Annotated in this window: 23 protein-coding genes; 10 read left to right on the top strand and 13 right to left on the bottom strand. The window is 65.3% G+C overall.

The window, feature by feature from the left end:
• Positions 1–100 precede the first annotated feature (100 nt).
• Positions 101–925, top strand: coding sequence for an IclR family transcriptional regulator (locus ACRSCF_RS09060; protein WP_016447410.1), 825 nt, complete (start codon positions 101–103; stop codon positions 923–925).
• Positions 926–1,014: 89 nt separating this feature from the next.
• Here ACRSCF_RS09060 and ACRSCF_RS09055 read toward each other — a convergent pair whose 3' ends face one another.
• From ACRSCF_RS09055 to ACRSCF_RS09025, 7 genes are all read right to left on the bottom strand, one after another.
• Positions 1,015–2,112, bottom strand: coding sequence for a serine hydrolase (locus tag ACRSCF_RS09055; protein WP_016447411.1), 1,098 nt, complete (start codon positions 2,110–2,112; stop codon positions 1,015–1,017).
• Between the two features lie 119 nt (positions 2,113–2,231).
• Complete coding sequence (locus tag ACRSCF_RS09050) at positions 2,232–3,770, bottom strand: 2-isopropylmalate synthase (protein ID WP_016447412.1); 1,539 nt, start codon at positions 3,768–3,770, stop codon at positions 2,232–2,234.
• A gap of 98 nt (positions 3,771–3,868) precedes the next feature.
• Positions 3,869–5,554 carry a 2-isopropylmalate synthase gene (gene leuA / locus ACRSCF_RS09045; RefSeq protein WP_016451367.1) on the bottom strand — a complete coding sequence of 562 codons (1,686 nt, stop codon included), beginning with the start codon at positions 5,552–5,554 and terminating at the stop codon, positions 3,869–3,871.
• A 226-nt stretch (positions 5,555–5,780) separates the two neighbouring features.
• Positions 5,781–6,614, bottom strand: coding sequence for a CDP-diacylglycerol--serine O-phosphatidyltransferase (gene pssA / locus ACRSCF_RS09040; RefSeq protein WP_012206663.1), 834 nt, complete (start codon positions 6,612–6,614; stop codon positions 5,781–5,783).
• Between the two features lie 210 nt (positions 6,615–6,824).
• Positions 6,825–7,841, bottom strand: coding sequence for a ketol-acid reductoisomerase (gene ilvC / locus ACRSCF_RS09035; RefSeq protein WP_034365514.1), 1,017 nt, complete (start codon positions 7,839–7,841; stop codon positions 6,825–6,827).
• A gap of 73 nt (positions 7,842–7,914) precedes the next feature.
• On the bottom strand, positions 7,915–8,406 hold the full coding sequence (gene ilvN / locus ACRSCF_RS09030; protein ID WP_012206665.1) for an acetolactate synthase small subunit: 492 nt from the start codon (positions 8,404–8,406) through the stop codon (positions 7,915–7,917).
• Between the two features lie 154 nt (positions 8,407–8,560).
• Positions 8,561–10,342 (bottom strand): acetolactate synthase 3 catalytic subunit, encoded by a 1,782-nt coding sequence (locus ACRSCF_RS09025; protein ID WP_016447415.1) that lies wholly within the window; start codon positions 10,340–10,342, stop codon positions 8,561–8,563.
• A gap of 277 nt (positions 10,343–10,619) precedes the next feature.
• Here ACRSCF_RS09025 and ACRSCF_RS09020 point away from each other — a divergent pair, with 277 nt between their 5' ends.
• From ACRSCF_RS09020 to ACRSCF_RS08995, 6 genes are read left to right on the top strand one after another with little or no spacing between them, the layout of a single operon-like run.
• Positions 10,620–11,192: an RNA polymerase sigma factor gene (locus ACRSCF_RS09020; RefSeq protein WP_016447416.1), complete on the top strand. Its 573-nt coding sequence runs from the start codon at positions 10,620–10,622 to the stop codon at positions 11,190–11,192.
• The gene (locus tag ACRSCF_RS09015) at positions 11,189–11,647 is read left to right on the top strand and encodes a DUF3619 family protein (RefSeq protein ID WP_016447417.1); all 459 of its coding nucleotides are present in this window, start codon (positions 11,189–11,191) and stop codon (positions 11,645–11,647) included. The genes ACRSCF_RS09020 and ACRSCF_RS09015 overlap by 4 nt, the downstream gene beginning before the upstream one ends.
• Positions 11,648–11,667: 20 nt before the next feature.
• Positions 11,668–12,519, top strand: a complete 852-nt coding sequence (locus ACRSCF_RS09010; protein ID WP_016451365.1) for a DUF3106 domain-containing protein — start codon at positions 11,668–11,670, stop codon at positions 12,517–12,519.
• Between the two features lie 22 nt (positions 12,520–12,541).
• The gene (locus tag ACRSCF_RS09005; protein ID WP_016447419.1) at positions 12,542–13,084 is read left to right on the top strand and encodes an RDD family protein; all 543 of its coding nucleotides are present in this window, start codon (positions 12,542–12,544) and stop codon (positions 13,082–13,084) included.
• Between the two features lie 38 nt (positions 13,085–13,122).
• On the top strand, positions 13,123–13,536 hold the full coding sequence (locus ACRSCF_RS09000; RefSeq protein WP_034365517.1) for a diacylglycerol kinase: 414 nt from the start codon (positions 13,123–13,125) through the stop codon (positions 13,534–13,536).
• Positions 13,533–14,126: a TIGR00730 family Rossman fold protein gene (locus ACRSCF_RS08995; protein WP_016451364.1), complete on the top strand. Its 594-nt coding sequence runs from the start codon at positions 13,533–13,535 to the stop codon at positions 14,124–14,126. The genes ACRSCF_RS09000 and ACRSCF_RS08995 overlap by 4 nt, the downstream gene beginning before the upstream one ends.
• Before the next feature lie 88 nt (positions 14,127–14,214).
• Here ACRSCF_RS08995 and ACRSCF_RS08990 read toward each other — a convergent pair whose 3' ends face one another.
• Positions 14,215–14,553, bottom strand: a complete 339-nt coding sequence (locus tag ACRSCF_RS08990; RefSeq protein ID WP_012206673.1) for a P-II family nitrogen regulator — start codon at positions 14,551–14,553, stop codon at positions 14,215–14,217.
• Between the two features lie 71 nt (positions 14,554–14,624).
• Positions 14,625–16,274, bottom strand: coding sequence for an NAD+ synthase (locus ACRSCF_RS08985; RefSeq protein WP_016451363.1), 1,650 nt, complete (start codon positions 16,272–16,274; stop codon positions 14,625–14,627).
• Between the two features lie 86 nt (positions 16,275–16,360).
• Between ACRSCF_RS08985 and ACRSCF_RS08980 the strand changes: the two genes are divergently transcribed.
• On the top strand, positions 16,361–17,578 hold the full coding sequence (locus tag ACRSCF_RS08980) for a GNAT family N-acetyltransferase (RefSeq protein WP_034365520.1): 1,218 nt from the start codon (positions 16,361–16,363) through the stop codon (positions 17,576–17,578).
• A 3-nt stretch (positions 17,579–17,581) separates the two neighbouring features.
• On the opposite strand, the gene ACRSCF_RS08975 is transcribed toward ACRSCF_RS08980, so the two are convergent.
• The 4 genes from ACRSCF_RS08975 to ACRSCF_RS08960 form a co-directional block, all read right to left on the bottom strand.
• Positions 17,582–19,408, bottom strand: a complete 1,827-nt coding sequence (locus ACRSCF_RS08975; RefSeq protein WP_016447424.1) for a methyl-accepting chemotaxis protein — start codon at positions 19,406–19,408, stop codon at positions 17,582–17,584.
• A 500-nt stretch (positions 19,409–19,908) separates the two neighbouring features.
• Complete coding sequence (locus tag ACRSCF_RS08970) at positions 19,909–21,678, bottom strand: methyl-accepting chemotaxis protein (protein ID WP_203400591.1); 1,770 nt, start codon at positions 21,676–21,678, stop codon at positions 19,909–19,911.
• Between the two features lie 180 nt (positions 21,679–21,858).
• Positions 21,859–22,386, bottom strand: a complete 528-nt coding sequence (gene ppa / locus ACRSCF_RS08965) for an inorganic diphosphatase (RefSeq protein ID WP_013801496.1) — start codon at positions 22,384–22,386, stop codon at positions 21,859–21,861.
• A gap of 153 nt (positions 22,387–22,539) precedes the next feature.
• The gene (locus ACRSCF_RS08960) at positions 22,540–23,082 is read right to left on the bottom strand and encodes a DUF962 domain-containing protein (RefSeq protein ID WP_034365523.1); all 543 of its coding nucleotides are present in this window, start codon (positions 23,080–23,082) and stop codon (positions 22,540–22,542) included.
• A 62-nt stretch (positions 23,083–23,144) separates the two neighbouring features.
• On the opposite strand from ACRSCF_RS08960, the gene ACRSCF_RS08955 reads away from it, so the two are divergent.
• Entirely contained in the window at positions 23,145–23,984 is an 840-nt protein-coding gene (locus tag ACRSCF_RS08955; protein ID WP_034365526.1) for a Crp/Fnr family transcriptional regulator, read from the top strand.
• A gap of 61 nt (positions 23,985–24,045) precedes the next feature.
• Positions 24,046–25,479, top strand: a complete 1,434-nt coding sequence (locus ACRSCF_RS08950) for an aldehyde dehydrogenase family protein (protein ID WP_016447428.1) — start codon at positions 24,046–24,048, stop codon at positions 25,477–25,479.
• The last annotated feature ends 58 nt before the right edge of the window (positions 25,480–25,537 follow it).

Raw genomic sequence — 25,537 nt, 5'->3', positions numbered from 1 at the left:
ACATTTCTTATGCACATGGCCGCTGTTTGCAGGCGGCACATATGCCGCCAAGCCATGCCCGCCGCTAGAATGACCGAATCCCGAAATCCCCTTGCGCCTCATGAAAAAAGACGATAACGCGGCCTCGCCCAAGCCCAGCGTCCAGGTCCTGGAACGCATGTTCACGTTGATCGACGTGTTGGCCTCGCGTGAGGAAGCGGTATCGCTCAAGGAGATCAGCGAGCGCACCGGCCTGCACCCCTCCACCACGCACCGCATTCTCAACGACCTGGCCATCGGCCGCTTCGTCGACCGCCCCGAATCGGGCAGCTACCGGCTGGGCATGCGTTTCCTGGAGCTGGGCAACCTGGTCAAGGCCCGCCTGAGCGTGCGGGAAGCAGCCCTGATTCCCATGCGCCAGCTGCACAAGCAGATCCAGCAGCCGGTCAGCCTCAGCGTGCGCCAGGGCGATGAAATCGTCTATGTGGAACGCGCCTACAGCGAGCGCTCGGGCATGCAGGTGGTGCGCGCCATCGGCGGCCATGCGCCGCTGCACCTCACATCCAATGGCAAGCTGTTTCTGGCGGCCGATGATGCGCAGCAGGTGCGCGCCTACGCCACACGAACCGGCCTTCCCGGCAAGACGCACTTCAGCATCACGCGGCTTGCCGACATGGAAAACGAGCTGGACAAGGTACGCCACCATGGCGTCGCCCGCGACAACGAGGAGCTGGAGCTGGGTGTGCGCTGCATGGCCGCCGGCATCTATGACGACCAGGGCAAGCTGGTGGCCGGCCTGTCCATCTCCGCTCCCGCCGACCGGCTGGACGAAAGCTGGTTGTCCAAGCTCCAGGCCACCGCGCAGGAGATCTCGGGCGCCCTGGGCTTCAATGCGGTCCGCCCTGCAGCCCCGCCCCCCAATCCCTACGCGCGCAGCAGCCACTGATCTGCAAGCAGCCATCCGCAAGCAGCAAGACCGGTCATCAAAAACAACAAAGGCGCCCAGGGCGCCTTTGTTGTTGAGGGAGAGGAAACTCAGCCCTTGACCTTGTGGATCATGGAATCGCCGGCCACCTGCCCCATGGATTCCACCCAGTGGCGTACGCGCTCGGCATCGCCCAGGCGGCTGAACTTTCCGGCGGAGTCCAGGAAGACCATGATGATCTTGCGGCCAGCCACCTGCGCCTGCATGACCAGGCAACGACCCGCTTCGGAGATGTAGCCGGTCTTTTGCAGGCCGATATCCCAGGTCGGGCTCAGCACCAGGCGGTTGGTGTTGTTGTACTGCAGCGTGCGGCGGCCCACGGCCACTTCATAGCCGGGCGAAGTGGTGTACTCGCGCACCAGCGGATCACTGTGCGCCACATTCACGAGCACGGCCAGATCACGGGCGCTGGACTGGTTGCGGCTGGACAGCCCGGTGGGCTCCACGTAACGGGTATCGGTCATGCCCAGCAGGCGCGCCTTGGCATTCATCTGCTGGACGAAGGCATCCAGGCCACCTGGGAAGGTGCGACCCAGCGCATGGGCAGCACGGTTTTCGCTGGACATCAGGGCCAGGTGCAGCATTTCGGCACGGGTGAGCGTGGTGCCCACGGCCAGGCGCGAACTGCTGCCCTTTTCGGTATCCACATCATCCTGCGTGATGGTGATGGATTCATCCATGGGCAGATGGGCCTGGGAAATCAGCAGACCCGTCATCAGCTTGGTCAGCGAGGCGATGGGCAGCACGGCATGGTCGTTCTTGCTGAGCAGCACTTCGTGGGTGTCCTGGTCCATGACCAGGGCCACGCTGCTCTTGAGATCAAGAGGATCGGCCACTGCATGCAGCCCGGCCATCTGCCCGAACGACAGGCGTGGCTCGTAGGCAACGGCACGAATGGGGCTGGCAGCGCTGCGGGCGGCCACGCGGCTGGGCTGGCGCGCGCTCTTGGCAACGCGCTTGCCCTGAGGAGCCGCCGTGGCGCGCTCCTTCACGGCCTTCTTCTTGACAGGGGCCACGGCCACCTGTTTCTTGGCAACTTTCTTGGCCGGTGCGGCATGCGCGCCCGGGGCAGTGAGAGCACAACTCAGGGCCAGCAACGAGAGAACCTGAGCAAATCGACCGAGGCGGGCACGGCGTAGGGTGGGCATGAGAAATGCTCCAAGCAGCAAGAATTTGTGACTAGACCTTACATTAATCGAAAAAGTCGCACTGTGACAATAACTTGTGCGACTTTTCGATAATTTAAATGAAATTATAAGGCGAGTGCTTACCCCTGCGCAGCCACGACCTCTGCATTGCTGTGTAATTTGTTCAACGCGCTCAGATAGGCCTTGGCCGAGGCCACGACAATGTCCGGGTCCGCGCCCACGCCGTTGACCACGCGCCCGCTGCGCTGCAGGCGAACGGTCACTTCGCCCTGGCTCTCGGTGGAGCCGCTGATGGCGTTGACCGAGTACAGCAGCATCTCGGCACCGCTCTTCACCTCGGACTCGATGGCCTTGAACGAGGCATCGACCGGGCCATTGCCGTCGGACTGGGCCTTGATCTCACGGCCATCGCGGCTGAACACCACCGACGCGTGTGGGCGCTCACCCGTTTCGCTTTGCTGGGCCAGCGAGATGAACTGGAAGGGATCGGCCTGCTGATGCGCATCCTGCTCGGTCACCAGGGCCAGGATGTCCTCGTCGAAGATTTCACTCTTGCGGTCGGCCAGTTCCTTGAAGGCCGCAAAGGCAGTGTTGATCGCGGCTTCGCTGTCGAGTTCCACGCCCAGCTCCTGCAGGCGCTGCTTGAAGGCATTGCGGCCGCTGAGCTTGCCCAGCACGATCTTGTTGGCGCTCCAGCCCACATCCTCGGCACGCATGATTTCGTAGGTGTCGCGCGCCTTGAGCACGCCATCCTGATGGATGCCCGAGGCGTGGGCGAAGGCGTTGGCGCCCACGACGGCCTTGTTGGGCTGCACCACGAAGCCCGTGGTCTGGCTGACCATGCGGCTGGCGGCCACGATGTGCTGGGCGTCGATGTTGACGTCAAGGCCGAAGTAGTCCTTGCGCGTCTTGATGGCCATCACCACCTCCTCGAGCGAGCAGTTGCCCGCGCGTTCGCCCAGGCCGTTGATGGTGCACTCGATCTGGCGCGCCCCGCCAAGCTTGACGCCGGCCAGCGAGTTGGCCACGGCCATGCCCAGGTCGTTGTGGCAATGCACGCTCCAGACGGCCTTGTCGCTGTTGGGCACGCGCTCGCGCAGGTTCTTGATGAAGGCGCCGTACAGCTCCGGAATGGCGTAGCCCACGGTGTCGGGCACGTTGATGGTGGTCGCGCCTTCGGCAATCACCGTCTCGATGACGCGGCACAGAAAGTCCGGGTCGCTGCGGTAGCCGTCTTCGGGGCTGAACTCGATGTCGGCGATCAGGTTGCGCGCAAATCGCACCGACTGGCGCGCCTGCTCCAGCACCTGCTCGGGCGTCATGCGCAGCTTTTTCTCCATGTGCAGCGCACTGGTGGCGATGAAGGTGTGGATGCGCGCGCGGCTGGCGTCCTTCAGAGCCTCGGCCGCACGGGCGATGTCGCGGTCATTGGCACGGGCCAGCGAGCAGATGGTGGAGTCCTTGATGGCGCGCGCAATGGCCTGCACCGACTCGAAGTCGCCATTGGAACTCGCCGCAAAACCGGCCTCGATCACATCGACCTTCAGCCGCTCGAGCTGGCGCGCGATGCGCAGCTTTTCGTCGCGGGTCATGGAGGCACCGGGCGACTGCTCGCCGTCACGCAAGGTGGTGTCGAAAATGATCAATTGGTCGGTCATGGGAGTCTCGTCTTTCTTGTGGATGCGAATCTCCTGCCCACTGGCAGGTGATGAAAAAAGCCGGTGCGCTTGTGGCTGCACCGGCTAGGCAATGGAATTTAAGCGGCAACCGCCTCCTGCACCGTCACCTTCTCGGCAGAGGGCACGCGCTGCAAGCCCGACATGATGGCCCGGAACGAAGCGGAGACGATATTCGCATCAACCCCGACGCCGTAGCACACGTGCAACTCGTCCACGCGCAGTTCCACGTAGGCAATGGCCTTGGCATTGGCACCCTCGCCGATGGCATGCTCGTTGTAGTCCAGCACGCGCACGGCCCGGCCGCTGTGCTCGCTCAGCGCCTGCACGAAGGCATCGATGGGCCCCGTGCCTTGCGCCTCGACCGTGCGCTTGCCGCCGTCAACGGACAGATCGGCCGACAGGCTGACCACGCCGTCGTTCTCGCTGAGGCGGTAATGCGGTGCCTGCACGGATTGCAGGCCGTACTCGCGCTGGAACAGCGACCACAGGTCGGCCGCGGCCAGCTCCTTGCCGCTGGCATCCATCTCGCGCTGCACCACCTGGCTGAACTCGATCTGCAGGCGACGCGGCAATTGGAGGCCATACTCGCTTTCAAGCAGATAGGCGATGCCGCCCTTGCCGGACTGGCTGTTGACGCGGATCACGGCCTCGTAGCTGCGGCCCAGGTCCTTGGGGTCGATGGGCAGATAGGGCATGTCCCAGATGTCGCCGTCCTTGCGATCGGCGAAGGCCTTCTTGATGGCATCCTGGTGCGAGCCCGAGAACGAGGTGTAGACCAGATCGCCCACATAGGGATGGCGCGGATGCACGGGCAGCTGGTTGCAATGCTCGACCGTGCTGCGGATGCCGTCGATATCGGAGAAATCCAGGCCAGGCGACACGCCCTGGATGTACATGTTCAACGCCACGTTGACCACATCGAGGTTGCCCGTGCGCTCGCCATTGCCGAACAGGCAGCCTTCAAGGCGGTCCGCACCGGCCATCAACGCCAGCTCGGCCGTGGCCGTGCCCGTGCCGCGGTCATTGTGCGGATGCACGGACAGCACGATGGAGTCGCGGCGCTGGATGTGGCGATGCGTCCACTCCACCATGTCGGCGAAGATGTTGGGCGTGGAGTGCTCCACGGTGGTGGGCAGGTTGATGATGCACTTGCGCTCGGGCGTGGGCTGCCATACATCGGTGACGGCATCGATGACGCGCTTGGAAAACTCCAGCTCGGTGTCCGAATACATCTCGGGCGAGTACTGGAAGGTCCACTGCGTCTGGGGATAGCCGGCAGCGATCTCGTTGAACATGCGGGCATTGGTGGTGGCCAGCTCGACGATCTCGTCCTCGCTCATGTTCAATACCACGCGGCGCATCACGGGCGCGGTGGCGTTGTAGAGGTGGACGATGGCCCGGGGCACGCCTTCGAGCGCCTCGAAGGTACGGCGGATGAGGTGCTCGCGCGCCTGGGTCAGCACCTGGACGGTCACGTCATCGGGAATGCGGTTTTCCTCGATGAGCTTGCGCATGAAGTCGAACTCGACCTGGGACGCGGAAGGAAAGCCGACCTCGATTTCCTTGAAGCCGATCTTCACCAGCTGCTCGAACATGCGCATCTTGCGATCGATATCCATGGGCTCGATCAGCGCCTGGTTGCCATCGCGCAGGTCCACGCTGCACCAGACCGGGGCCTGGGTGATCACCGCATCGGGCCAGCGGCGGTCTTGCAGGCGGACCGGAGCGAACGGACGGTACTTGGTCGAAGGGTTTTGCAACATGGCTGAAGTGCTTTCTATCGTCTAGGTAAAAACAAGACCCACCTGCTCCAGCGACCCCACAAACGCAAAACGGCCCGTCGCTGGTGCAAACGGGCCGTGAAAGTAGGAATGTACGCGCGCGCTACTGTCTCTGCCCGTGGGACATCAGTAGTAGAGCTAGCGACAGGTATTGCATGCGGATCACTTTAGCACAGGTTCTCAGGCGCTGTGAAGATGCTGCGGCGCATCATTTGTGCAGGCCGCGCTCTTCAGGCTCATCGGTCGAGGTGCTGATGACGCTGGTGCGCTGGCCCTTGGCCTTGCGCCATGCATAGACGCCGTAGCCCGAGAAACCGTAGAGCAGGAACACGCCGAACAGCACGATGGGCGGATGGATATTGATGATGGCGATGCCCAGGGCGATCAGCACGATGGCCGCAAAGGGCACGCTCTTCTTGAAATGCACGTCCTTGAAGCTGTAGAAAGGCACGTTGGTGACCATGGTCAGGCCCGCGTACAGCGTCAGGAAGAACATGATCCAGGTGATCTGCGTCCAGCTCAGCCAGGCATCCTGGCCGCGCAGCAGGCCCGCCTCGTCCAGCAGCCAGATGAAGCCGGTGACCAGCGCTGCAGCGGCGGGCGAAGGCAGGCCCTGGAACCAGCGCTTGTCCACGGTGCCGGTGTTGACGTTGAAGCGCGCCAGCCGCAGCGCAGCGCAGGCGCAATAGACGAAGGCTGCAATCCAGCCCCAGCGGCCAATGCCCTTGAGCGCCCACTCATAGGCGATCAAGGCGGGAGCGGCGCCGAAGGACACCATGTCTGACAGCGAATCCATCTGCTCCCCGAAAGCGCTCTGCGTATTGGTCATGCGTGCCACACGGCCGTCAAGGCTGTCGAGCACCATGGCGCAGAACACGCCTGCAGCAGCCAGTTCGAAGCGGCCGTTCATGGCCATCACGATGGCGTAGAAGCCACCGAACAGCGCAGCCAGCGTGAACAGGTTGGGCAGGATGTAGATACCCTTGCGGCGCTTGCGCACCACCACGCCTTCGATTTCGTTGGACTCATTGTGGTTTTGCATCAATCCGGCCTCCAGCACAGCGCACGCAAGCGTGAGCAGCTATTAAAACGATAGTATTCTAAGGGAGCGGACAGTGCCGCCCCGAAAGGGTCAGTGTACCTGCGCGCTGCCCCCCTTCTGTGCACGAAAAAGGCCACCCGTCGGGGTGGCCTTGTCCTGCACCTTGCGTAGGCCGCATGCGCGACCCATGCAAGATGGAATGCAGCAATCTCAGTTGCGGCTCTGGTCAACCAGCTTGTTCTTGGAGATCCAGGGCATCATGGCGCGCAGCTGGCCGCCTACCTTTTCGATGGCGTGTTCGGCGTTCATGCGGCGGCGGGCCGTCATGCTCGGGTAGTTGGTGCGGCCTTCCTGGATGAACATCTTGGCGTATTCGCCGGTCTGGATGCGCTTGAGGGCAGCACGCATGGCTTCGCGCGACTTGTCGTTGATGACTTCTGTACCCGTCACGTACTCGCCGTATTCGGCGTTGTTCGAGATCGAGTAGTTCATGTTGGCGATGCCGCCTTCGTACATCAGGTCCACGATGAGCTTGAGCTCATGCAGGCACTCGAAGTAGGCCATTTCGGGAGCGTAGCCGGCTTCGGTCAGGGTCTCGAAGCCCATCTTCACCAGTTCCACCGCGCCGCCGCACAGAACGGCCTGCTCGCCGAACAGGTCGGTCTCGGTTTCTTCCTTGAAGTTGGTTTCGATGATGCCGCCCTTGCCGCCACCGTTGGCCATGGCATAGGACAGGGCCAGGTCACGGGCCTTGCCGGACTTGTCCTGGTATACGGCGATCAGCGAAGGCACGCCGCCGCCCTTGAGGTATTCGGAGCGCACGGTGTGGCCAGGGCCCTTGGGGGCGACCATGATCACGTCCAGATCGGCGCGCGGCACAACCTGGTTGTAGTGGATGTTGAAGCCGTGGGCAAAGGCCAGCGTGGCGCCTTGCTTGATGTTGGGGGCCACGTTGTTGTTGTAGACCTCGGGGATGTTCTCATCCGGCAGCAGGATCATGACCAGATCGGCGGCCTTCACGGCGTCGTCGACTTCAGCGACGGTCAGGCCAGCCTTGGCGACCTTGTCCCAGGAAGCGCCGCCCTTGCGCAGGCCGACCACGACCTTCACGCCGCTTTCGTTCAGGTTTTGAGCGTGTGCGTGGCCCTGGCTGCCGTAGCCGATGATGGCAACGGTCTTGCCCTTGATCAGGCTCAGGTCACAGTCCTTGTCGTAGAAAACTTTCATGTTGGCTCCAGGCTTCGTGTGTGTGTAGGGGTTGAAAGGGGAAGGGGACAGGTTTCAGGTGCGTTGCAGCGCATCAAACGCGCAGAATGCGTTCGCCGCGGCCGATGCCGCAGGAGCCGGTACGCACGGTTTCCAGAATGGCCGTGCGGTCCAGCGCCTGCAGGAAGGCGTCGTTCTTGGATTGGTCGCCGGTCAGCTCGACCGTGTAGCTCTTTTCGGTCACGTCGATGATGCGGCCGCGGAAGATGTCGGCCATGCGCTTCATCTCCTCGCGTTCCTTGCCCACGGCGCGGACCTTGACCATCATGAGCTCGCGCTCGGTATAGGAGCCTTCCGTCAGGTCCACGACCTTGACGACCTCGATCAGGCGGTTCAGGTGCTTGGTGATCTGCTCGATCACGTCTTCGGAGCCATTCGTCTGAATGGTCATGCGCGACAGCGATGCGTCTTCCGTGGGAGCCACGGTCAGCGATTCGATGTTGTAGCCGCGGGCCGAGAACAGGCCCACCACGCGCGACAAGGCTCCCGGCTCGTTTTCGAGCAGCACGGCAATGATGTGTTTCATGAAAGAAAGATTCCTCTTTTCGCTGCCCTCCCCCGGCGCCGGTAAACGTCGGGCTTGGCAGGCAATAGATTCGTCAAGGGGTTGCCGCCTTGAGGGCGGCTACTGAAGAAGATGCGGCAGGAACAGGCCCTGGCGACCCCGACCAAGGGTTCGCTCAGAGGTCGTCAGCTCCCAGCAGCATCTCGGTGATCCCACGGCCGGCCTGCACCATGGGGAACACATTCTCGGTGGGATCGGTGCGGAAGTCCATGAACACCGTCCGATCCTTGAGCTTGCGGGCCTCGCGCAGGGCGGGCTCCACGTCCTCGGGGCGCTCGATCAGCATGCCCACGTGGCCATAGGCCTCGGCCAGCTTCACGAAGTTGGGCAGCGAGTCCATGTAGCTGCTGCTGTAGCGGCCCGAGTACTCGATCTCCTGCCACTGGCGCACCATGCCCAGGTAGCGGTTGTTCAGCGACACCACCTTGACCGGCGTGTTGTACTGCAGGCAGGTGGCCAGCTCCTGGATGTTCATCTGGATGGAGCCTTCGCCCGTGATGCAGAACACCTCGGATTCAGGCTTGGCCAGCTTGATGCCCATGGCGTAGGGCAGGCCCACGCCCATGGTGCCCAGGCCGCCGGAGTTGATCCAGCGGCGCGGCTCGTCAAAGCGGTAGTACTGCGCAGCCCACATCTGGTGCTGGCCCACGTCGGACGTGATGTAGGCATCGGCGTCGCGGGTCATGTTCCACAGCGTCTCCACCACGTACTGGGGCTTGATGACCGAGCCGTCGCCACGGCTGTACTGCAGGCAGTCGCGGCTGCGCCAGCCTTCGATGGTCTCCCACCACTGGCCCAGGGCCGCAGCGTCGGGACGGGCGCTGGCCTCGCGGATCATGGAGATCAGCTCGGTCAGCACTTCCTTGACGTCGCCGACGATGGGCACGTCCACCTTCACGCGCTTGGAGATGGAGGAGGGATCGATGTCGATATGGATGATCTTGCGCTCCACCGACATGAAATGCTTGGGGTTGCCGATCACCCGGTCGTCGAAGCGCGCACCCACGGCCAGCAGCACATCGCAGTTCTGCATGGCGTTGTTGGCTTCGATGGTGCCGTGCATGCCCAGCATGCCCAGGAACTTGCGGTCGCTGGCCGGATAGGCACCCAGGCCCAGCAGCGTATGCGTGACCGGGTAGCCCAGCATGTCCACCAGGGTGCGCAGCTCGTTGCAGGCATTGCCCAGCAGCACGCCGCCACCCGTGTAGATATAGGGACGCTTGGCAGCCAGCAGCAACTGCAGCGCCTTGCGGATCTGGCCGGCATGGCCCTTGCGCACCGGGTTGTAGGAGCGCATCTCCACCTTTTCGGGGTAACCGGTGTAGAGAGCCTTCTTGAAGGACACATCCTTGGGGATGTCCACCACCACGGGGCCGGGGCGGCCGGTGCGCGCGATGTGGAAGGCCTTCTTCATGGTGTCCGCCAGCTCGCGCACATCCTTGACCAGGAAGTTGTGCTTGACGATGGGGCGGGTAATGCCGACGGTGTCGCACTCCTGGAATGCATCGGTGCCGATGTAGGCCGTCGAGGTCTGGCCGCTGATCACGACCAGGGGAATGGAATCGGTGTAGGCGGTGGCAATGCCGGTGACGGCGTTGGTCAGGCCGGGACCCGAGGTCACCAGGGCCACGCCGACTTCACCCGTGGCACGGGCAAAGCCGTCTGCCGCATGCACAGCCGCCTGCTCGTGGCGCACCAGCACATGCTGAATGGTGTCTTGCTTGTAGAGGGCGTCGTAGATGTACAGGACCGCACCGCCCGGATAGCCCCAAAGCTGCTTGACGCCTTCGGCCTGCAGGGACTTGACGAGGATCTCGGAGCCCATCAGCTCCTGGGATGCATGGGACTGCGACGCCGCTGCTGCCGCGCTGGAGTACTCGGCTTTGGAAATTTCCATGATCAACCTTTGTGAATTTCTCTAACGAAAAACCTTGGGTGCCCCTTGCCTGAAGCCCTTGTGAGGCCGGTGCGGGACTTAGGACCAACAGACATGGGCGAGTGAGTAAACGCCGGACCGTGACCCGTTTGCCTTTTTGAATTGCAGCAGACATTATCGCACTGCAACAAGCCTGTGCGCCATCGTGCGAAAAAAATTGACACTGCGGTGCGATAATCGGGTCCCGCGTCCGTTCAGCCCCCCCTCAACGAGCCCCTCATCCGGGCCTGCGTTCCTTTTGGCAACCGAGCAAGAACTATCCGACTTCCTCAAAAGCGTAGAAAAGCGTGCCTTCAAGCGCAGCTTTTTCCACGTCCGGGACGAGGAGGCGGCGCTGGACATCGTGCAGGACAGCATGCTCAAGCTGGCGCAGCACTATGGCGACAAGCCCATCACCGAGCTGCCCATGCTCTTCCAGCGCATCCTGTCCAACAGCACACTGGACTGGTTTCGCAGGCAAAAGACGCAGAACGCCCTCTTCACCCGCATGAGCGATCTGGAGGCCTCGGCCGGCGACGATGCGGACTTCGACTGGCTCGAGACCTACGCCGACTCCGCACAGAACGGCGAAACCGCCCGCAGCGCCGAGGATCTGACCGAGCGGGCGCAGATTTTGCAAAGCATTGAAAAAGAGATACAGGAGCTGCCGGCGCGTCAACGCGAAGCATTCCTGATGCGTTATTGGGAAGAGATGGACGTTGCGGAGACCGCTGCCGCGATGGGGTGTTCCGAAGGAAGTGTAAAAACACATTGTTTCCGCGCCATCCAGACATTGAGCAAGGCACTGAAGGCCAAAGGAATCGAGCTATGAAGACTGCGCCCACTCTCACTCTCCACAGCGAAATGGCGGCCGACCGCATCGCACGCCGGATCACCGCGCGCCTGGGTGACGGCGAGGCGTTGCTGCCATACGACATCACCGAGCGGCTGCGCGCTGGGCGCGAGCGCGCCCTGTCCGTTCGCCGGCGCGAACTGCGCGCTGCGCCCGTGCAGGCTGCCAGCGCAACCCAGGCTCAGGGTGGCGCCATGACGCTGGGCTCTGGCGACGAAGGCGGCACCTGGTGGCGCGCGCTGATCTCGGCCGTGCCGGTGCTGGCACTCATCATTGGCCTGGTGGTCGTCAACGTGCAGACCGATCAGATTGGCCTGACCGAGGTTGCCGAGGTCGATACAGCCCTGCTGACTGATGACCTGCCCCCTGCCGCCTATGCCGACCCCGGTTTCATCCAGTACCTGAAGACTTCGGCCACCAACACGGAACGCTGATACCCGCCTTGCCTGCCTGCATGCCCACTGATTCACGCGCCGCGTTCCACCGATCACCCGCCGCCATCCTGGCGGCGGTGCTGTTGATGGCGCTGGCCTGGACCGGCTGGCGCGTCGTGCAACAGGTGCGGCTGGCGCCCAGCACGGTGTCGCCGGCCACCATTGCGGCCTCCAAGACCCTGCATGGCGACGCAGCCACGCGCCAGCGCGCCACGGCCCTGGCCTCCGGCCCACGCTGGGCCGAGCTGACGCCTGCGCAAAGCAGGGTGCTCGAGCCCCTTTCCGAGCGCTGGTCCATGATGGACGCGCTGCAAAAGCGCCGCTGGATGGCATTGGCCGAAGGCTGGGACAAGCTCAGCGAAAAGGAGCAGGAAAAGCTGCGCGACCGCATGCAGACCTGGTCCAGCCTCAGCGCCCAGCAGCGCAGCCAGGCCCGCCTGAATTTCGCCCTGACCAACCGCCTTGCCACGGACAAGCGAGCCCAGTGGGAGGCCTACCAGGCGCTCAGCGACGAAGAAAAACGCCTTCTGGCTGCACGCGCCGCGCCCAAGGTCAAGGGCGCCGCCAATGCCATACAGCCCGTGGCGCCCAAGCGTCTGGCGCGGATTCCTGCGGCCTCGGTGGCACCGGCCACCATTCCGAATCCCCCCAAGATTCCACCAGCCACCATCTACAATCCGCCGCCTCCGGTTCCACCGGTCGCGCCGCCTTCGGCCGTGGAAACCCATCCCGTGCGCCCGCCTGCGCTGGTGGAGACAGCCCCGGTGGAAGTGCCTTCGGCCACACCCATGCCCTTGCCGCCCATGGAACTGCATGACGGCGCCGAGGCCACCCCACAGCCCTCGCACGGCGAAGCAGCCCCTTCGCATTGATGCAGCGCCCCGACACGCCCGCATGACGAACGCCACCTCCCCCGCCTCCACGGCAGCCGGCTCCGCCGCCGATCCACGGATGGCCCCGCGCCTGGCCCGGCGCATGGCCTGCTGGCTATATGAGGGCATGCTGCTGTTCGGCGTGGTCTTCATCGCCGGATATCTGTTTGGCACCTTGTCTCAGACGCGCAACGCCATGGACAACCGCCATGCGCTGCAGGCCTTCATGTTCGTGGTGCTGGGCATCTATTTCGTCTGGTTCTGGTCCAAGGGGCAGACATTGGCCATGAAGACCTGGCACATCCGCCTGGTGGATGCTGCAGGCCAGCCCGTCAGCCAGCTGCGCGCCCTGCGGCGCTATGTGCTGAGCTGGATCTGGCTGCTGCCACCGCTGGCGGCCTACTCCACCGGCGTGCCGGCCTTGACCACCTTGGTGCTGCTGGTGCTGTGGGTGGCACTCTGGGCCCTGCTCAGCCGCCTTCATCCGCGCCGCCAGTTCTGGCATGACGCCTGGGCCGGCACACAGCTGATCCACCAGGCCCCGCCGCCCAGGAAAAAACGCTGAGCGGCAAAGGCAGCATCGCATCTCCTACACTCCCCAGCATGCCCGCCGCTTCACCCAAGTCCAACGACAGCACGCCTGTCAATCCCCAGAAAAGCCGCACGGGCCTGAACCGTGTCTGGCACGCTGCGGGTTATTCGCTGTCCGGCCTTCGTGCCGGATGGAATGAGAAAGCCTTCCGCCAGGAAGCGCTGGCCGCCATCGTGCTGATCCCTGCCGCTTTCTGGCTGGGACGCAGCTGGATCGAGGTCTCGCTGCTGGCGGGCACGGTCTTGCTGGTGCTGATCGTGGAATTGCTCAACAGCGGCATCGAGGCCGTGGTCGATCGCATAGGCCTCGAATGGCACGCCCTGTCCAAGCAAGCCAAGGACATGGGCAGCGCCGCCGTGCTGCTGGCGCTGCTGCTGTGCACGGGCGTCTGGCTGGCGGCTCTCTATCAACGGTTCATTGCATGACAAATCCCACGTTTTCCATTTGTGTGTATTGCGGCTCGCGCCCCGGCGACCAGCCCGGTTTCATCGAGGCCGCCCGCGCCACCGGCCGCTGGATTGGCGAGCACGGCGGCCAGTTGGTCTACGGCGGCGGGCGCAGCGGCCTGATGGGCGAGGTGGCGGAGGCCACGCGGCAGGCCGGTGGCCGCGTCGTGGGAGTGATCCCGCAGGCGCTGGTGGACAAGGAGCTGGCCAACCATGCCTGCGACGAACTGCACATCGTCCAGACCATGCACGAGCGCAAGGCCATGATGGCCGAGCGCAGCGATGCCTTCGTCGCCCTGCCCGGCGGCATAGGCACCTTCGAGGAATTGTTCGAGGTCTGGACCTGGCGCCAGCTGCGCTACCACGACAAGCCCATCGGCCTGCTCAATGTGGACGGCTACTACGACAGCATGCTGCAGTTCCTGCAGACCTGCGTGGGCCATGGCTTCATGGGCGAGTGGCAGATGGGACTGATAGAAAGCGGCAGCGACATCCCCTCACTGCTGCAATCCCTGGTGCAGAACGCCGGCACGGGCCTGGAAACGGCCCCCTTGCGCGCCGTGATCTGAAACGGAAACGGCCACCCGTTCAGGGGTGGCCGCTGGAATCCGGATGTCGAGCCCAGGGCGCCGCGTGCGCCCTGCACTGCTGCCGGGTTCAGATGGCTCCGTCGTCGAGTTCGCCGGTACGGATGCGCACCACGCGCTCCACGGCGGTGACGAAGATCTTCCCGTCACCGATCTTGCCCGTGCGGGCCACGTTGACGATGGCATCCACGCAGCGGTCCACGTCTTCCGTGCGGACCACCACCTCGATCTTCACCTTGGGCAGGAAGTCCACCACGTACTCGGCGCCACGGTAGAGCTCGGTATGGCCCTTCTGGCGACCAAAGCCCTTGACCTCGGTGACGGTCAGGCCGTTGACGCCGCAGTCGGCCAGTGCCTCGCGGACCTCTTCCAGCTTGAACGGCTTGATGATGGCGGTGATCATTTTCATGGGGTGAACTCCTCAGTGCATGCAATACGGGGCAAGACGGCTGGCCAGGAAACCCCGCCGCCTCAGGTGCTTCAAGCGCGAAAGCGGTTGGTGATCGGGTAGCGCCAGTCCTTGCCGAAGCTGCGGCGCGTCAGCCGCGGCCCCACGGGCGCCTGGCGGCGTTTGTATTCGTTGATCTGGATGAGGCGCGTCACTCGCTCCACATCGGCGCCGGCATATCCGTCGGCCACGATGGAGGCGATGCTTTCGTTATTTTCCATGTATCGGCGCACGATGGCGTCGAGCACCTCATAAGCGGGCAGGCTGTCCTGGTCTTTCTGGTCCGGGCGCAGTTCGGCGCTGGGCGGGCGCGTGATGATGCGATCCGGAATGGGGTCCAGCCCCGTGCCGAACGGATCGTTGGCATTGCGCCAGCGCGCCAGCGCAAAAACCTCGGTCTTGAGCACGTCCTTGATCACGGCAAAGCCGCCGGCCATGTCGCCATAGAGCGTGCAGTAGCCGGTGGACATCTCGCTCTTGTTGCCGGTGGTCAGCACCACGGAGCCGAACTTGTTGGACAGGCCCATCAGCAAGGTGCCGCGGATGCGGGCCTGCAGGTTCTCTTCGGTCGTGTCCTCGGCGCGGCCCGCGAAGGCCGGGGCCAGGGCGGCCTTGAAGGCCTCGAACTGGGGCGCGATGGAGATTTCGTCATAGCGCACGCCCACACGCTCGGCCATGTCGCGCGCATCGATCCAGCTGATGTCCGCCGTATAGGGCGAAGGCATCATCACCGTGTGCACCTTGTCCGCGCCCAGCGCATCGACCGCAATCGCCAGCACCAGCGCAGAGTCGATCCCGCCCGACAGGCCCAGCAGCGCGCCGGGGAAACGGTTCTTGCCCACGTAGTCGCGCACGGCCAGCACCAGGGCGGACCACAGAGCCGGCAGGTGCTCCACCGGTGGCTGCACATCGGCGGCCAGCGTCAATTCCTGCGCGCCGGCACGCACTTCCACCAACGGCAGCGCCTCGGCAAAGGCCGCCGCGCGTGCGGCAATGCTGCCGTCGGCGTGCACGGCAAAAGAGCTGCCATCGAAGACAATTTCATCCTGGCCACCGACCAGATGTGCGTAGACCAGGGGCAGGCCGGTCTCACGCGCACGTGCAGCCAGCGTGGCTTCACGTTCGGCCTGCTTGCCCTCATGAAAGGGTGAAGCATTGATCACGGCCAGCAATTGCGCACCCGCCGCGGCAGCCGCGCTTGCCGGCCCGGGATGCCAGGCGTCCTCGCAGATCAGCAAGCCCACGCGAACTGCCTGGACCTCGACCACGCAAGGCGACTGGCCGGCCACAAAGTAGCGCTGCTCGTCGAACACGCCGTAGTTGGGCAGGCATTGCTTGGCGTAGCTGCATTCCACGCGCCCGTCGCGCAGCACACTGGCTGCATTGCGCAACGCGCCACCAGCGCCGGGGTCGCGCCAGGGATGGCCCAGCACCAGCGCCAGGCCCGGCCATTGCGCGGTCTCCAGCGCCAGCTGCTGCACGGCCTGATCGCAGGCGTCCAGAAAGGCGGGACGCAGATAGAGGTCTTCGGCCGCATAGCCGCACAGGGCAAGCTCGGGAGTCAGCAGCAAGCGCGCTCCCGTGGCATAAGCTTCACGGGCTGCGGCAATGATTTTCTGGACATTGCCGGGCAGATCGCCCACGACAAAGTTGAGCTGGGCAGTGCAGATGGAGAGCGTCATGGAATGCAATGGAGCCAACAGGGCCGACAAGGCCACCCCACAGCGCAAGGCGGCAGCGCGCGTCACACGGGCCTGCAAGGAATGGCATGGCTGAAACCGCAATTATCACCCGCGTGCTGGACAGCGTGCAGCAGCTCGATGCCCAGGCCTGGAATGCGCTGCTGGCATCGCAGGCTGCGCCCACCCCCTTCATGCGCCACGAGTACCTGAGCGCGCTGGAATCCAGCGGCAGCGCCGTGCCGCAAACCGGCTGGGCCGCCCGCGTGGTCACGCTCTGGCAGGGCGGCGAGCTGGTCGCCGCCTGCCCGGTCTACGCCAAGGCGCATTCCTATGGCGAGTACGTGTTCGACTTTGCCTGGGCGCGCGCCTACGCCCAGCATGGGCTGGATTACTACCCCAAGGGCGTGCTCGCCGTGCCTTTCACGCCTGTGCCGGGCAGCCGGCTGCTGGCACGCACGCCGCTGCTGCGTGCGGCCCTGGTGCGCGCCGTGCGCGAATGGGCCCAGGCGCAGCAGCTGTCTTCCCTGCATTTGCTGTTCAGCGATGCCGAGGATCTGGCCGCCTGCGACGCCGACGGCTGGATGCAGCGCAGCACCGTGCAGTTCCACTGGAGCAACCAGAACGCCGGGGGCGCGGGCCACCGGGACTTCGACCACTTTCTGTCCACGCTGAACCAGGAAAAGCGCAAGAAGATTCGCCAGGAACGGCGCAAGGTGCACGAGGCCGGCGTGCGCTTTCGAGCAGTGCACGGCCCCGACATGAGCTCCCAGGACTGGGCCTTCTTCTACCGCTGCCACGAACGCACCTATCTGGAACACGGCAACGCCCCGTACCTCCAGCCGGCCTTCTTCGAGGCCATGGCGCACCAGATGCCCGAGAACTGGCTGATGTTCGTCGCCGAGCGCGACGGCCAACCCATGGCCTGCAGCCTGATCGCACTCGATGCGGCAGCCGCACGGCTTTCGGCCGGCAGCTGCGACCGCGACACGCCGCAGATCCCGCAGGGCACGGCCTACGGCCGCTACTGGGGCGCGCTGGAGCGCGTGGACTGCCTGCATTTCGAGGCCTGCTACTACCAGCCTATCTCCTGGTGCATAGAACGCGGGATTGCGCACTTCGAGGGAGGCGCCCAGGGCGAGCACAAGATGGCGCGGGCGCTGCTGCCCGTGGTGACGCCCAGCGCCCACTGGATTGCCCACCCGTCCTTCGCCGACGCCATCTCGCGCTTTCTGGACCGCGAAGGCGAAGGCATGGCCGGCTACCTGCAGGAGCTGCAGGCGCACAGCCCGCTGCGCCAGGACTGAGGCTCAGAAGGTTTCCCAGTCGTCATCGCCCTGACCGGGCTGGCGCGGAGCCGGCTTGCCTGTTGCTGCGGGCCCAGGGCGTGGCTGGATGGGAGGCGTGGCATCGCGCTCAAGCCGGCGGGCCAGTGTCTCGCCACCCGCTGCAGCACCGCCGCCCCCCAAGGCCGCAGGCCGTGCGGGGCTGGCCGGCGGGTTCGGCCGGACAGGCTGCGCTGCGGCGCGTGGCGCGGCGCTGGCCTGCGCCACCATCCTGTTGGGCACATGCGCATGGCTGTCCATGGCACCGCGCGGCAGCTGGAACACGGCCACGGCCTCGACCAGGTCCTGCGCCTGCTTGCGCAGCGAGGCAGCGGCGGCCGCGCTTTCCTCGACCAGGGCAGCGTTTTGCTGCGTGGTCTGGTCCATTTGCGTGACGGCTTCGCTGACCTGGGCGACGCCGGAGCTCTGCTCGGTACTGGCCGCGCTGATCTCGCCCATGATGTCGGTGACCTGGCCGATGGCAGCCACCACTTCGGTCATGGTCGTGCCTGCGCGGTCCACCAGTTGCGAGCCCTGCTCCACACGCTCCACGCTGGCCGTGATCAGCGCCTTGATTTCCTTGGCCGCCTCGGCGCTGCGCTGCGCCAGCGAGCGCACCTCGCCCGCGACCACGGCAAAGCCCCGGCCCTGCTCACCGGCACGCGCAGCCTCCACCGCGGCATTGAGCGCGAGGATGTTGGTCTGAAAGGCAATGCCGTCGATCACGCCGATGATGTCGCCGATGCGCCGGCTGCTGTCATTGATGCCCTTCATGGTTTCCACGGCCTCGGCCACCACGTCGCCGCCGCGGCGCGCAACGCTCGATGCATTGAGCGCCAGCTGATTGGCCTGGCGTGCGTTGTCGGCGTTCTGGCGCACGGTGGAGCCCAGCTCTTCCATGGATGCCGCCGTCTGCTCCAGCGCGCTGGCCTGCTCCTCCGTGCGGCTGGACAGGTCGGCATTGCCGGAGGCAATCTGCGCACTGGCCGAGGCCACGCCTTCGGCGTTCTGGCGCACGCTGCGCACGGTCTGCACCAGGCTGGACTGCATGCGCTGCAGCGCGCCCAGCAGCAGGCCGGTTTCGTCATGGCGGTCGATGTGAATGGTCCCGCCCAGATCGCCATTGGCCACGCGGTCTGCGGCATCGACCGCATGGGCCAGCGGCGTGCGGATGGAGCGCGTCAGCCACAGCCCGGCCAGCACGGCCAGCAGCACGGCGGCCAGCGCCGCCACGCTGAGGACGACGACCGAGCGCCCATAGACAGCCTCGGCATTGCGGCTTTCCTGCACGGCCGCATCGCTGTTGAGCTTGACCAGCAGATCCAGCGTGTTCGACGAATCGTTGTAGAGCTTCAGCGACTCGCCGCCCAGCACGGCCTGGGCCTTTTCCTTTTCGCCCTGGCGTGACAGCGCCAGCACCTGCTGGCTCAGTTGCTGGTAGCGCTCGCGTTCCTGGAGCAGTTGGGCGTAGAGCCTTCGCTCTTCGTCGGAAGACAGCAGCGGCTCGTAGGCCTTCTTGCGCTCGGCCAGGCGGCGCTGCAGTTGCTCCAGCTGCTTTTCCGAATCGGTCTTGTAGGCGACATCATCATTGTTGACGTGGCGCACCTCCAGCAAGCGGGTACGCACGACATCGGTGCCTATCTGGTTGATCACTTCCACGCTGGGCATGGCATTGCCGGTGATGACTTCCATGCTGGTGCGCATGGAGCGCAGTTGCACCAGGGCCGCGGCCACCACGGCCAGCAGCAGCAGCACCAGCAGGCCGAAGGTGCCCAGCATGCGCGTTGAAATCTTGAGGTTTTTCACATTCATCTCTCTTGTAGAGGTCCCGTCATCTTGTTGCGTCTTGCTCTGTCTCGCGCCATGGGCAGGCTATCAGCCAGGCCCGGCGCGAACCTTGCAGAAACAGGCCAGCCGCACCGGCCGATGGCAGCTGGCAGGCAAGGCTTGGAGAGAGGGAGGACGGGACCCCGCGGGAGCGCGGTCTGCTGGATGGCCGATGGCCGCCAGGCCAGGCGGCCATGAGAACAAGGTAATCATGGGATATCCCTTCGTTCCGAGCGAACGAGGCCAGGAGCGGCCGTTCCTCAATCTGTAAGAATAGGACTACATCTATTTACATTCTGCCAGTATCCAAGCATTGTTCAGGACAAGTTCAGGTACTTGCAGTAGGCAGAAACCTTCACTGGAGGATTTGCGCCACAGCCTCCTGCCACCCGGCGTGCGCAAGCTCAACGCAGCACGCAAAAAGAAAGCGGCCCCATGCAGGGCATGGGGCCGCCAGAGGATGGGGCGCAGCTGCGGGCAAGGCCTCAGAACGCGGCCCACTCCTCGTCGTCGGCGGTCGCGGTCCTGCTGACCTGGGCTGGCGTGGCAGTTTTCGCTGGCCGGGCTGCGATGGGCGCCAGGACCGGCGGTGATGCCAAAGGGGCGGCCGCCGTTGCGCGCGGCACCGCCACGGCCGCCTTGGCGGTCTCAGCCACCTCGGGGACCGCTGTCGAGTCTCCCGGCGCCGTGCGAAACACCGATACCGATGCCACCATGGCCCGCGCCTGCTGCTGCAGCGACTGGGCAGCGGCCGCACTTTGCTCGACCAGGGCGGCGTTCTGCTGGGTGGCCTGGTCCATTTGCGTGATGGCATCGCCCACCTGGGCCACGCCCGCGCTCTGCTCGCTGCTGGCGGCGCTGATCTCGCCCATGATGTCGGTCACGCGCCGGATGGCGGCGACGATTTCGGACATGGTCTCGCCGGCCTTGTCCACCAGCTGCGTGCCCTGCTCCACACGCTGCTCGCTGGCCTGGATCAAGGCCTTGATCTCCTTGGCCGCCTCGGCACTGCGCTGGGCCAGCGTGCGCACCTCGCCGGCCACCACGGCAAAGCCCCGGCCCTGCTCGCCAGCGCGGGCCGCCTCCACGGCGGCGTTCAGCGCCAGGATATTGGTCTGGAAGGCAATGCCGTCGATCACGCCGATGATGTCGGCGATCTGGCGGCTGCTGTCGTTGATGCCCTTCATGGTGTCCACCACCTGGGCCACAACCTCGCCGCCACGCGCGGCAATGCCCGAGGCGGAGGCAGCCATCTGGTTGGCCTGGCGCGCGTTGTCCGCGTTCTGGCGCACGGTGGCGCCCAGCTGCTCCATGGAGGCCGCGGTTTCTTCCAGAGCACTGGCCTGGCTTTCGGTGCGCGCCGACAGGTCCGCATTGCCCTGGGCGATCTCGCCAGCGGCCAGCGCCACGCCGTGCGCATTGCCGCGCACATCGCCCACCAGCTCGGCGAGCTTGCGGCGCATGTCCTCCTGTGCGTTGATGAGCTGGCCCATTTCATCCCGGCGCCGGCTGGTGACCGGCTTTTCCAGATGGCCGGCCGCCACATTGCGCGCCACGGCCACGGCCTGGGCCACCGGGCCGGTGACAGCACGCGTGATGGCCCAGCCCACCAGGGCCGCAATCGCCACCACCGCGGCCAGCGTGCCCAGCACCCAGATGCGGGCCAGGTCAAAGCCTGCCTGCGCCTGCTGCCGCGCCTGCTCGCCCGCCTCGCGCTGCAGGGTCAGCAGGCGGCCGGCGCTTTCGGCCAGCTTGCCGAACTGCGCCTCGGACTCGCCGGCGAACATCAACCCCATCTCGTCGGCCATGAAGGCCTGCTCCTCGGTGGTGGAATAGTTGCCGGCGCGCGCACGCTCCAGCAATCGCGCATGCATGGCCAGGAACTGTTGCTTGAAGCCGAGGTAGTCGTCGAAGGCCGCGCGCAAGGCCTGCTGGTCGATCAGCGAACGCAGGGCCGTCTCATGCTCGCCAATGGTCTGCAGCCGGTCCTGCACCTGCTTGGCAAAGCCATCGACCTCGGCCAGGCTGCGCGCGGAGGCAATGCCGGCCTCGTGGCGGCGCAGGCGGTTGTATTCGGATCGCATGGCGCCCGCATGGAACATGCTGGGCAGGGCCACATCCGACAAATGCAATGCGTTGCGGTGCATCTGCGCCAGTTGCAACCAGGCTACCGCCCCCAGAACCGCCGAGAACAGGACCATGATGAGGAATCCCATGCCCAGCTTCGTGCCCATGCGCCAATCTGCCACCTTCATTTGCTCGCTCCCGGGCCGATGTCCCCATCAGCGCCTGATTGATCTGTCCAAACCCTGATCCATGACAAAACAAAAAACGCACCCGGCGCCTAGGCATCGGGTGCGTTTCAAATTGTATCAACTGCGAAGCGGGCATTTACCTCAGCGCAGTTGAGACTCCCTCGACGGGAGTGAAAGGGATCAGCCCTTGTAGTTGGCGATGCCGTCCACGACTTCCTTCTTGGCCTCGTCCACGCCCTTCCAGCCCAGAACCTTGACCCACTTGCCCTTTTCCAGGTCCTTGTAGTGCTCGAAGAAATGCTGGATCTGCTTGAGGGTGATCTCGTGGATGTCTTCCAGCGTGTTGATCTTGTCGTAGGCGGGCAGCAGCTTTTGCGTGGGCACGGCCAGGACCTTGCCATCCACGCCGGACTCGTCTTCCATGAGCAGGATGCCGATGGGGCGGCAGGCCACGACCACGCCCGGGGGCAGCGGGAAGGGCGTCATCACCAGCACGTCCACCGGATCGCCGTCGCCGGACAGCGTCTGGGGCACATAGCCGTAGTTGGCCGGGTAGTGCATGGCCGTGCCCATGAAGCGGTCCACGAAGACGGCGCCGCTTTCCTTGTCCACTTCGTACTTGATGGGATCGGAGTTGGCCGAGATCTCGATCACGACGTTGAAGGATTCAGGAGCGTTCTTGCCCGGTGTGACTTTGTCGAAAGACATGATGGATGAGGAGAGTTGAAACAAAAAAGCCCCCGCAGGGGGATAGCAGCGTGATTTTAGGCTCAGGCACACGCCCCCACGGATGGCTCCGCAGGAACGCCTGCCATGCTACGGCGGCAAGCCTGCGCCAAGCTTGCAGCGCCCGGGCCGTTTTCAGGCGTGTGCGCCGCCCGCGCGCCGCTGCACGGGACCGCTGCGCTGCTCCACCGCATGCTGCACTTCGCGGCGCAGGCCCAGGGCAAAGCCCAGCTCGGCCAGCACGAACAGCGGCCCGATGACCAGGCCCACGATGTCATCCAGGAAAGCCGGCTTGCGGCCCTCGTAGTAGTGGCCCACGAACTGGATCACCCAGCCCACGGCAAAGATGCCCAGCCCCCATCCCAGCCAAGCCCCCAACGGCAGCATGGCGATGGGCTGTGCCAAGGCCAGCATCAGGGCAAGCACCACAGCCATGGCATTGCCGTAGCGCAGGTCCAGCAAACAGTAGTAGATGCCTGCCGCCAGCGCCGCCAGCAAGGCCAGGCTCAGCGGCAGGGCAGGCAGGCCGTCGCCCAATGGCATCGCCCATTGCAGACGTGCCAGCAGGATCACCACGGCCCACATGATCAGCGGCACGCCAAAGAAGTGCGTGAGGATGTTGCGTGGATCACGGTGATAGTCCGCGTACTGGGACAGTTGGTCGATGAGGGTTTTCATAGGCTGCACCGGCAGTGGATGTTGCGCAACCATGGTGGTGTCATCAAGGATTGGCGTCTGTCATGGATCCGACACAAGCCTCATCGCACACCTCGGGCTTACCCGCACCGGTAGCTCCGGCAGCCACGGCAACTGTCGCCGCCACGCGCGGCGTACGGCGCCGCGCAGTGGCCGGTCCACCGGGCATGGCCGATCTCTGGGCCACCGTCGAGGCAGGCCGCTGGTTCCACGCCCTGCCGCCAGAGCTGGCCGCGCAGCTCAAGGCACTGGCCCAGCCCCGCACGCTGGCAGCAGGCGACTGGCTGTTTCGCCGGGGCGACCCGCCCTGCGGGCTGTACGCGGTGGCGCGTGGCGCCCTCAGCATCTCGGGCACGGCCGCCTGCGGCGAGCAGGCCCGCACGGCGCTGCTGGCCCTGGTGGAGCCGCCGATGTGGCTGGGAGAGATTGCCCTGTTCGATGGCGCACAACGCACGCACGACGCCCAGGCCGCCACGGCCTGCATCGTGCTTCACGTGCCCCAGGCACCGCTGATGGAGTGGCTGGCCGCCCACCCCGGACACTGGCAAGCGCTGGCGTTGCTGCTGACGGACAAGCTGCGCGTGTGCCTGGTGGCGCTGGAAGAGCACACGCTGCTGCCGGCCCCCCAGCGCCTGGCGCGGCGCCTGGTGCGCATGGCCGAAGGCTTTGACCAGTGGCAGCCCGACGGCCAGGGCCGCCAGCGCTGGCGGCGCGAGTTGGATGTGTCCCAGGAGCAGCTGGCGCGCATGCTGGGCCTGTCACGCCAGACCACCAACCAGATCCTGCAAGAGCTGCAACTGGCCGGCTGCCTGCAGTTGCGGCGCGGCAAGATGGAGGTGCTGGACCGCCAAGGCCTGCGCGACGCGGGCTGGCCTGCGCAGTAGGCAGGCGCGCTGCAACGCCCGGGACTGGACAAGCGTCCCGGGCGCCCCACAATCGGGCTCCATGCAATACCACCACATCGGCAATGCGTCCGTGCCTACGGAATCGGGACGCACGATCCCCGTGCTGGACCCGTCGGACGGGCAGGCTTTCGACGAGCTCCAACGCGGCTCGCCCCAGGACATCGACCTGGCCGTGCGCTCTGCGCGCGAATGCCAGGACAGCGTCTGGAGCAAGCTCTCGGCCGCCGAACGCGGGCGCCTGCTGATGCGCCTGTCGGGCAGCGTGCTGCAGCATGCCGATGAACTCACGGCCATCGAGCAGCGCGACTGCGGCAAGCCCACGCGCCAGGCCCGCGCCGATGCGCTGGCGCTGGCGCGCTACTTCGAGTTCTATGCAGGCGCCTGCGACAAGCTGCACGGCGAGACCCTGCCCTACCAGCAAGGCTACAGCGCCCTGACCTGGCGCGAGCCCCACGGAGTGACCGGCCATATCGTCCCCTGGAACTACCCCATGCAAATCCTCGGCCGCAGCGTGGGCGCAGCGCTGGCCGCGGGCAATACCTGCGTGGTCAAGCCCTCGGAAGACGCCTGCCTGTCCGTGCTGCGCGTGGCGCGGCTGGCCACCGAGGTCGGCTTTCCGGCAGGCGCCTTCAACGTGGTCACCGGCCTGGGACACGAGGTGGGCGAGGCCCTGGCGCGCCATCCAGGAGTGGACCACCTGAGCTTCACGGGCAGCCCCGGCGTGGGCACGCTGATCCAGCAGGCTGCAGCCGAACGGCACTGCCCCGTCACGCTGGAGCTGGGCGGCAAGAGTCCGCAGATCGTGTTCGCGGATGCGGACCTGGACGCCGCCGTGCCGGCCATCGTCAACGCCATCGTGCAGAACGCCGGCCAGACCTGCTCGGCAGGCTCGCGCGTGCTGATCGACTCGCTGATCTACGAGCCGCTGCTCGAACGCCTGGGCCAGGCCTTCGAGGCGCTGCGCGTGGGTCCGGCCGCCATGGACCTGGACCTGGGTCCGCTGATCCGCGCCAGCCAGCAGCAGCGTGTCTGGGATTTCCTGTCCGACGCCCAGGTGGCAGGCATTGCCGTGGTGGCGCAGGGCCAGATCGTGGAGCATGCGCCCGACAGCGGCTTCTACCAGGCGCCCACCCTGCTGCGCGACGTGCCACCCGAGCACCGGCTGGCGCAGGAAGAGATCTTCGGCCCCGTGCTCTGCGCCATGCCCTTCCATGACGAGGACCATGCCGTGCAACTGGCCAACGGCACGGCCTACGGCCTGGTGGCCGGCCTGTGGACCCGTGACGGCGCGCGCCAGCTGCGCCTGGCGCGGCGCCTGCGCTGCGGCCAGGTCTTCGTCAACAACTACGGGGCGGGTGGCGGCGTGGAGCTGCCCTTCGGCGGCGTCAAGTCCAGCGGCCATGGCCGCGAAAAGGGCTTCGAGGCGCTCTATGGCTTCACCACGCTGAAGACCGTCGCCATACGGCATGGCTGATCCTGGCGCATGACGGAAAATCGCAAGGTGCCCGGCGCCAGCCGGCCGCACGCGACAG

Source organism: Delftia sp. 11MD (assembly GCF_050907895.1).
Taxonomy (GTDB): Bacteria; Pseudomonadota; Gammaproteobacteria; order Burkholderiales; family Burkholderiaceae_C; genus Comamonas; species Comamonas tsuruhatensis.
Note: the sequence above shows the minus strand (reverse complement) of the source record. Positions and strands in the feature narration are given on the sequence as shown.

What these genes read in the sequence shown, in the direction of transcription:
- ACRSCF_RS08970 (WP_203400591.1), bottom strand. Translation starts at nt 21,678, where the DNA reads ATGAAGGTGGCAGATTGGCGCATGGGCACGAAGCTGGGCATGGGATTC.
- ACRSCF_RS08955 (WP_034365526.1), top strand. Translation starts at nt 23,145, where the DNA reads ATGGATCCGACACAAGCCTCATCGCACACCTCGGGCTTACCCGCACCG.
- ilvC (WP_034365514.1), bottom strand. Translation starts at nt 7,841, where the DNA reads ATGAAAGTTTTCTACGACAAGGACTGTGACCTGAGCCTGATCAAGGGC.
- ACRSCF_RS09010 (WP_016451365.1), top strand. Translation starts at nt 11,668, where the DNA reads ATGCCCACTGATTCACGCGCCGCGTTCCACCGATCACCCGCCGCCATC.
- ACRSCF_RS09000 (WP_034365517.1), top strand. Translation starts at nt 13,123, where the DNA reads ATGCCCGCCGCTTCACCCAAGTCCAACGACAGCACGCCTGTCAATCCC.
- ACRSCF_RS08975 (WP_016447424.1), bottom strand. Translation starts at nt 19,408, where the DNA reads ATGAATGTGAAAAACCTCAAGATTTCAACGCGCATGCTGGGCACCTTC.
- ACRSCF_RS09060 (WP_016447410.1), top strand. Translation starts at nt 101, where the DNA reads ATGAAAAAAGACGATAACGCGGCCTCGCCCAAGCCCAGCGTCCAGGTC.
- ACRSCF_RS08995 (WP_016451364.1), top strand. Translation starts at nt 13,533, where the DNA reads ATGACAAATCCCACGTTTTCCATTTGTGTGTATTGCGGCTCGCGCCCC.
- leuA (WP_016451367.1), bottom strand. Translation starts at nt 5,554, where the DNA reads ATGTTGCAAAACCCTTCGACCAAGTACCGTCCGTTCGCTCCGGTCCGC.
- pssA (WP_012206663.1), bottom strand. Translation starts at nt 6,614, where the DNA reads ATGCAAAACCACAATGAGTCCAACGAAATCGAAGGCGTGGTGGTGCGC.
- ACRSCF_RS09015 (WP_016447417.1), top strand. Translation starts at nt 11,189, where the DNA reads ATGAAGACTGCGCCCACTCTCACTCTCCACAGCGAAATGGCGGCCGAC.
- ACRSCF_RS09025 (WP_016447415.1), bottom strand. Translation starts at nt 10,342, where the DNA reads ATGGAAATTTCCAAAGCCGAGTACTCCAGCGCGGCAGCAGCGGCGTCG.
- ACRSCF_RS09055 (WP_016447411.1), bottom strand. Translation starts at nt 2,112, where the DNA reads ATGCCCACCCTACGCCGTGCCCGCCTCGGTCGATTTGCTCAGGTTCTC.
- ilvN (WP_012206665.1), bottom strand. Translation starts at nt 8,406, where the DNA reads ATGAAACACATCATTGCCGTGCTGCTCGAAAACGAGCCGGGAGCCTTG.
- ACRSCF_RS09005 (WP_016447419.1), top strand. Translation starts at nt 12,542, where the DNA reads ATGACGAACGCCACCTCCCCCGCCTCCACGGCAGCCGGCTCCGCCGCC.
- ACRSCF_RS08990 (WP_012206673.1), bottom strand. Translation starts at nt 14,553, where the DNA reads ATGAAAATGATCACCGCCATCATCAAGCCGTTCAAGCTGGAAGAGGTC.
- ACRSCF_RS08960 (WP_034365523.1), bottom strand. Translation starts at nt 23,082, where the DNA reads ATGAAAACCCTCATCGACCAACTGTCCCAGTACGCGGACTATCACCGT.
- ACRSCF_RS09050 (WP_016447412.1), bottom strand. Translation starts at nt 3,770, where the DNA reads ATGACCGACCAATTGATCATTTTCGACACCACCTTGCGTGACGGCGAG.
- ppa (WP_013801496.1), bottom strand. Translation starts at nt 22,386, where the DNA reads ATGTCTTTCGACAAAGTCACACCGGGCAAGAACGCTCCTGAATCCTTC.
- ACRSCF_RS08980 (WP_034365520.1), top strand. Translation starts at nt 16,361, where the DNA reads ATGGCTGAAACCGCAATTATCACCCGCGTGCTGGACAGCGTGCAGCAG.
- ACRSCF_RS08985 (WP_016451363.1), bottom strand. Translation starts at nt 16,274, where the DNA reads ATGACGCTCTCCATCTGCACTGCCCAGCTCAACTTTGTCGTGGGCGAT.
- ACRSCF_RS08950 (WP_016447428.1), top strand. Translation starts at nt 24,046, where the DNA reads ATGCAATACCACCACATCGGCAATGCGTCCGTGCCTACGGAATCGGGA.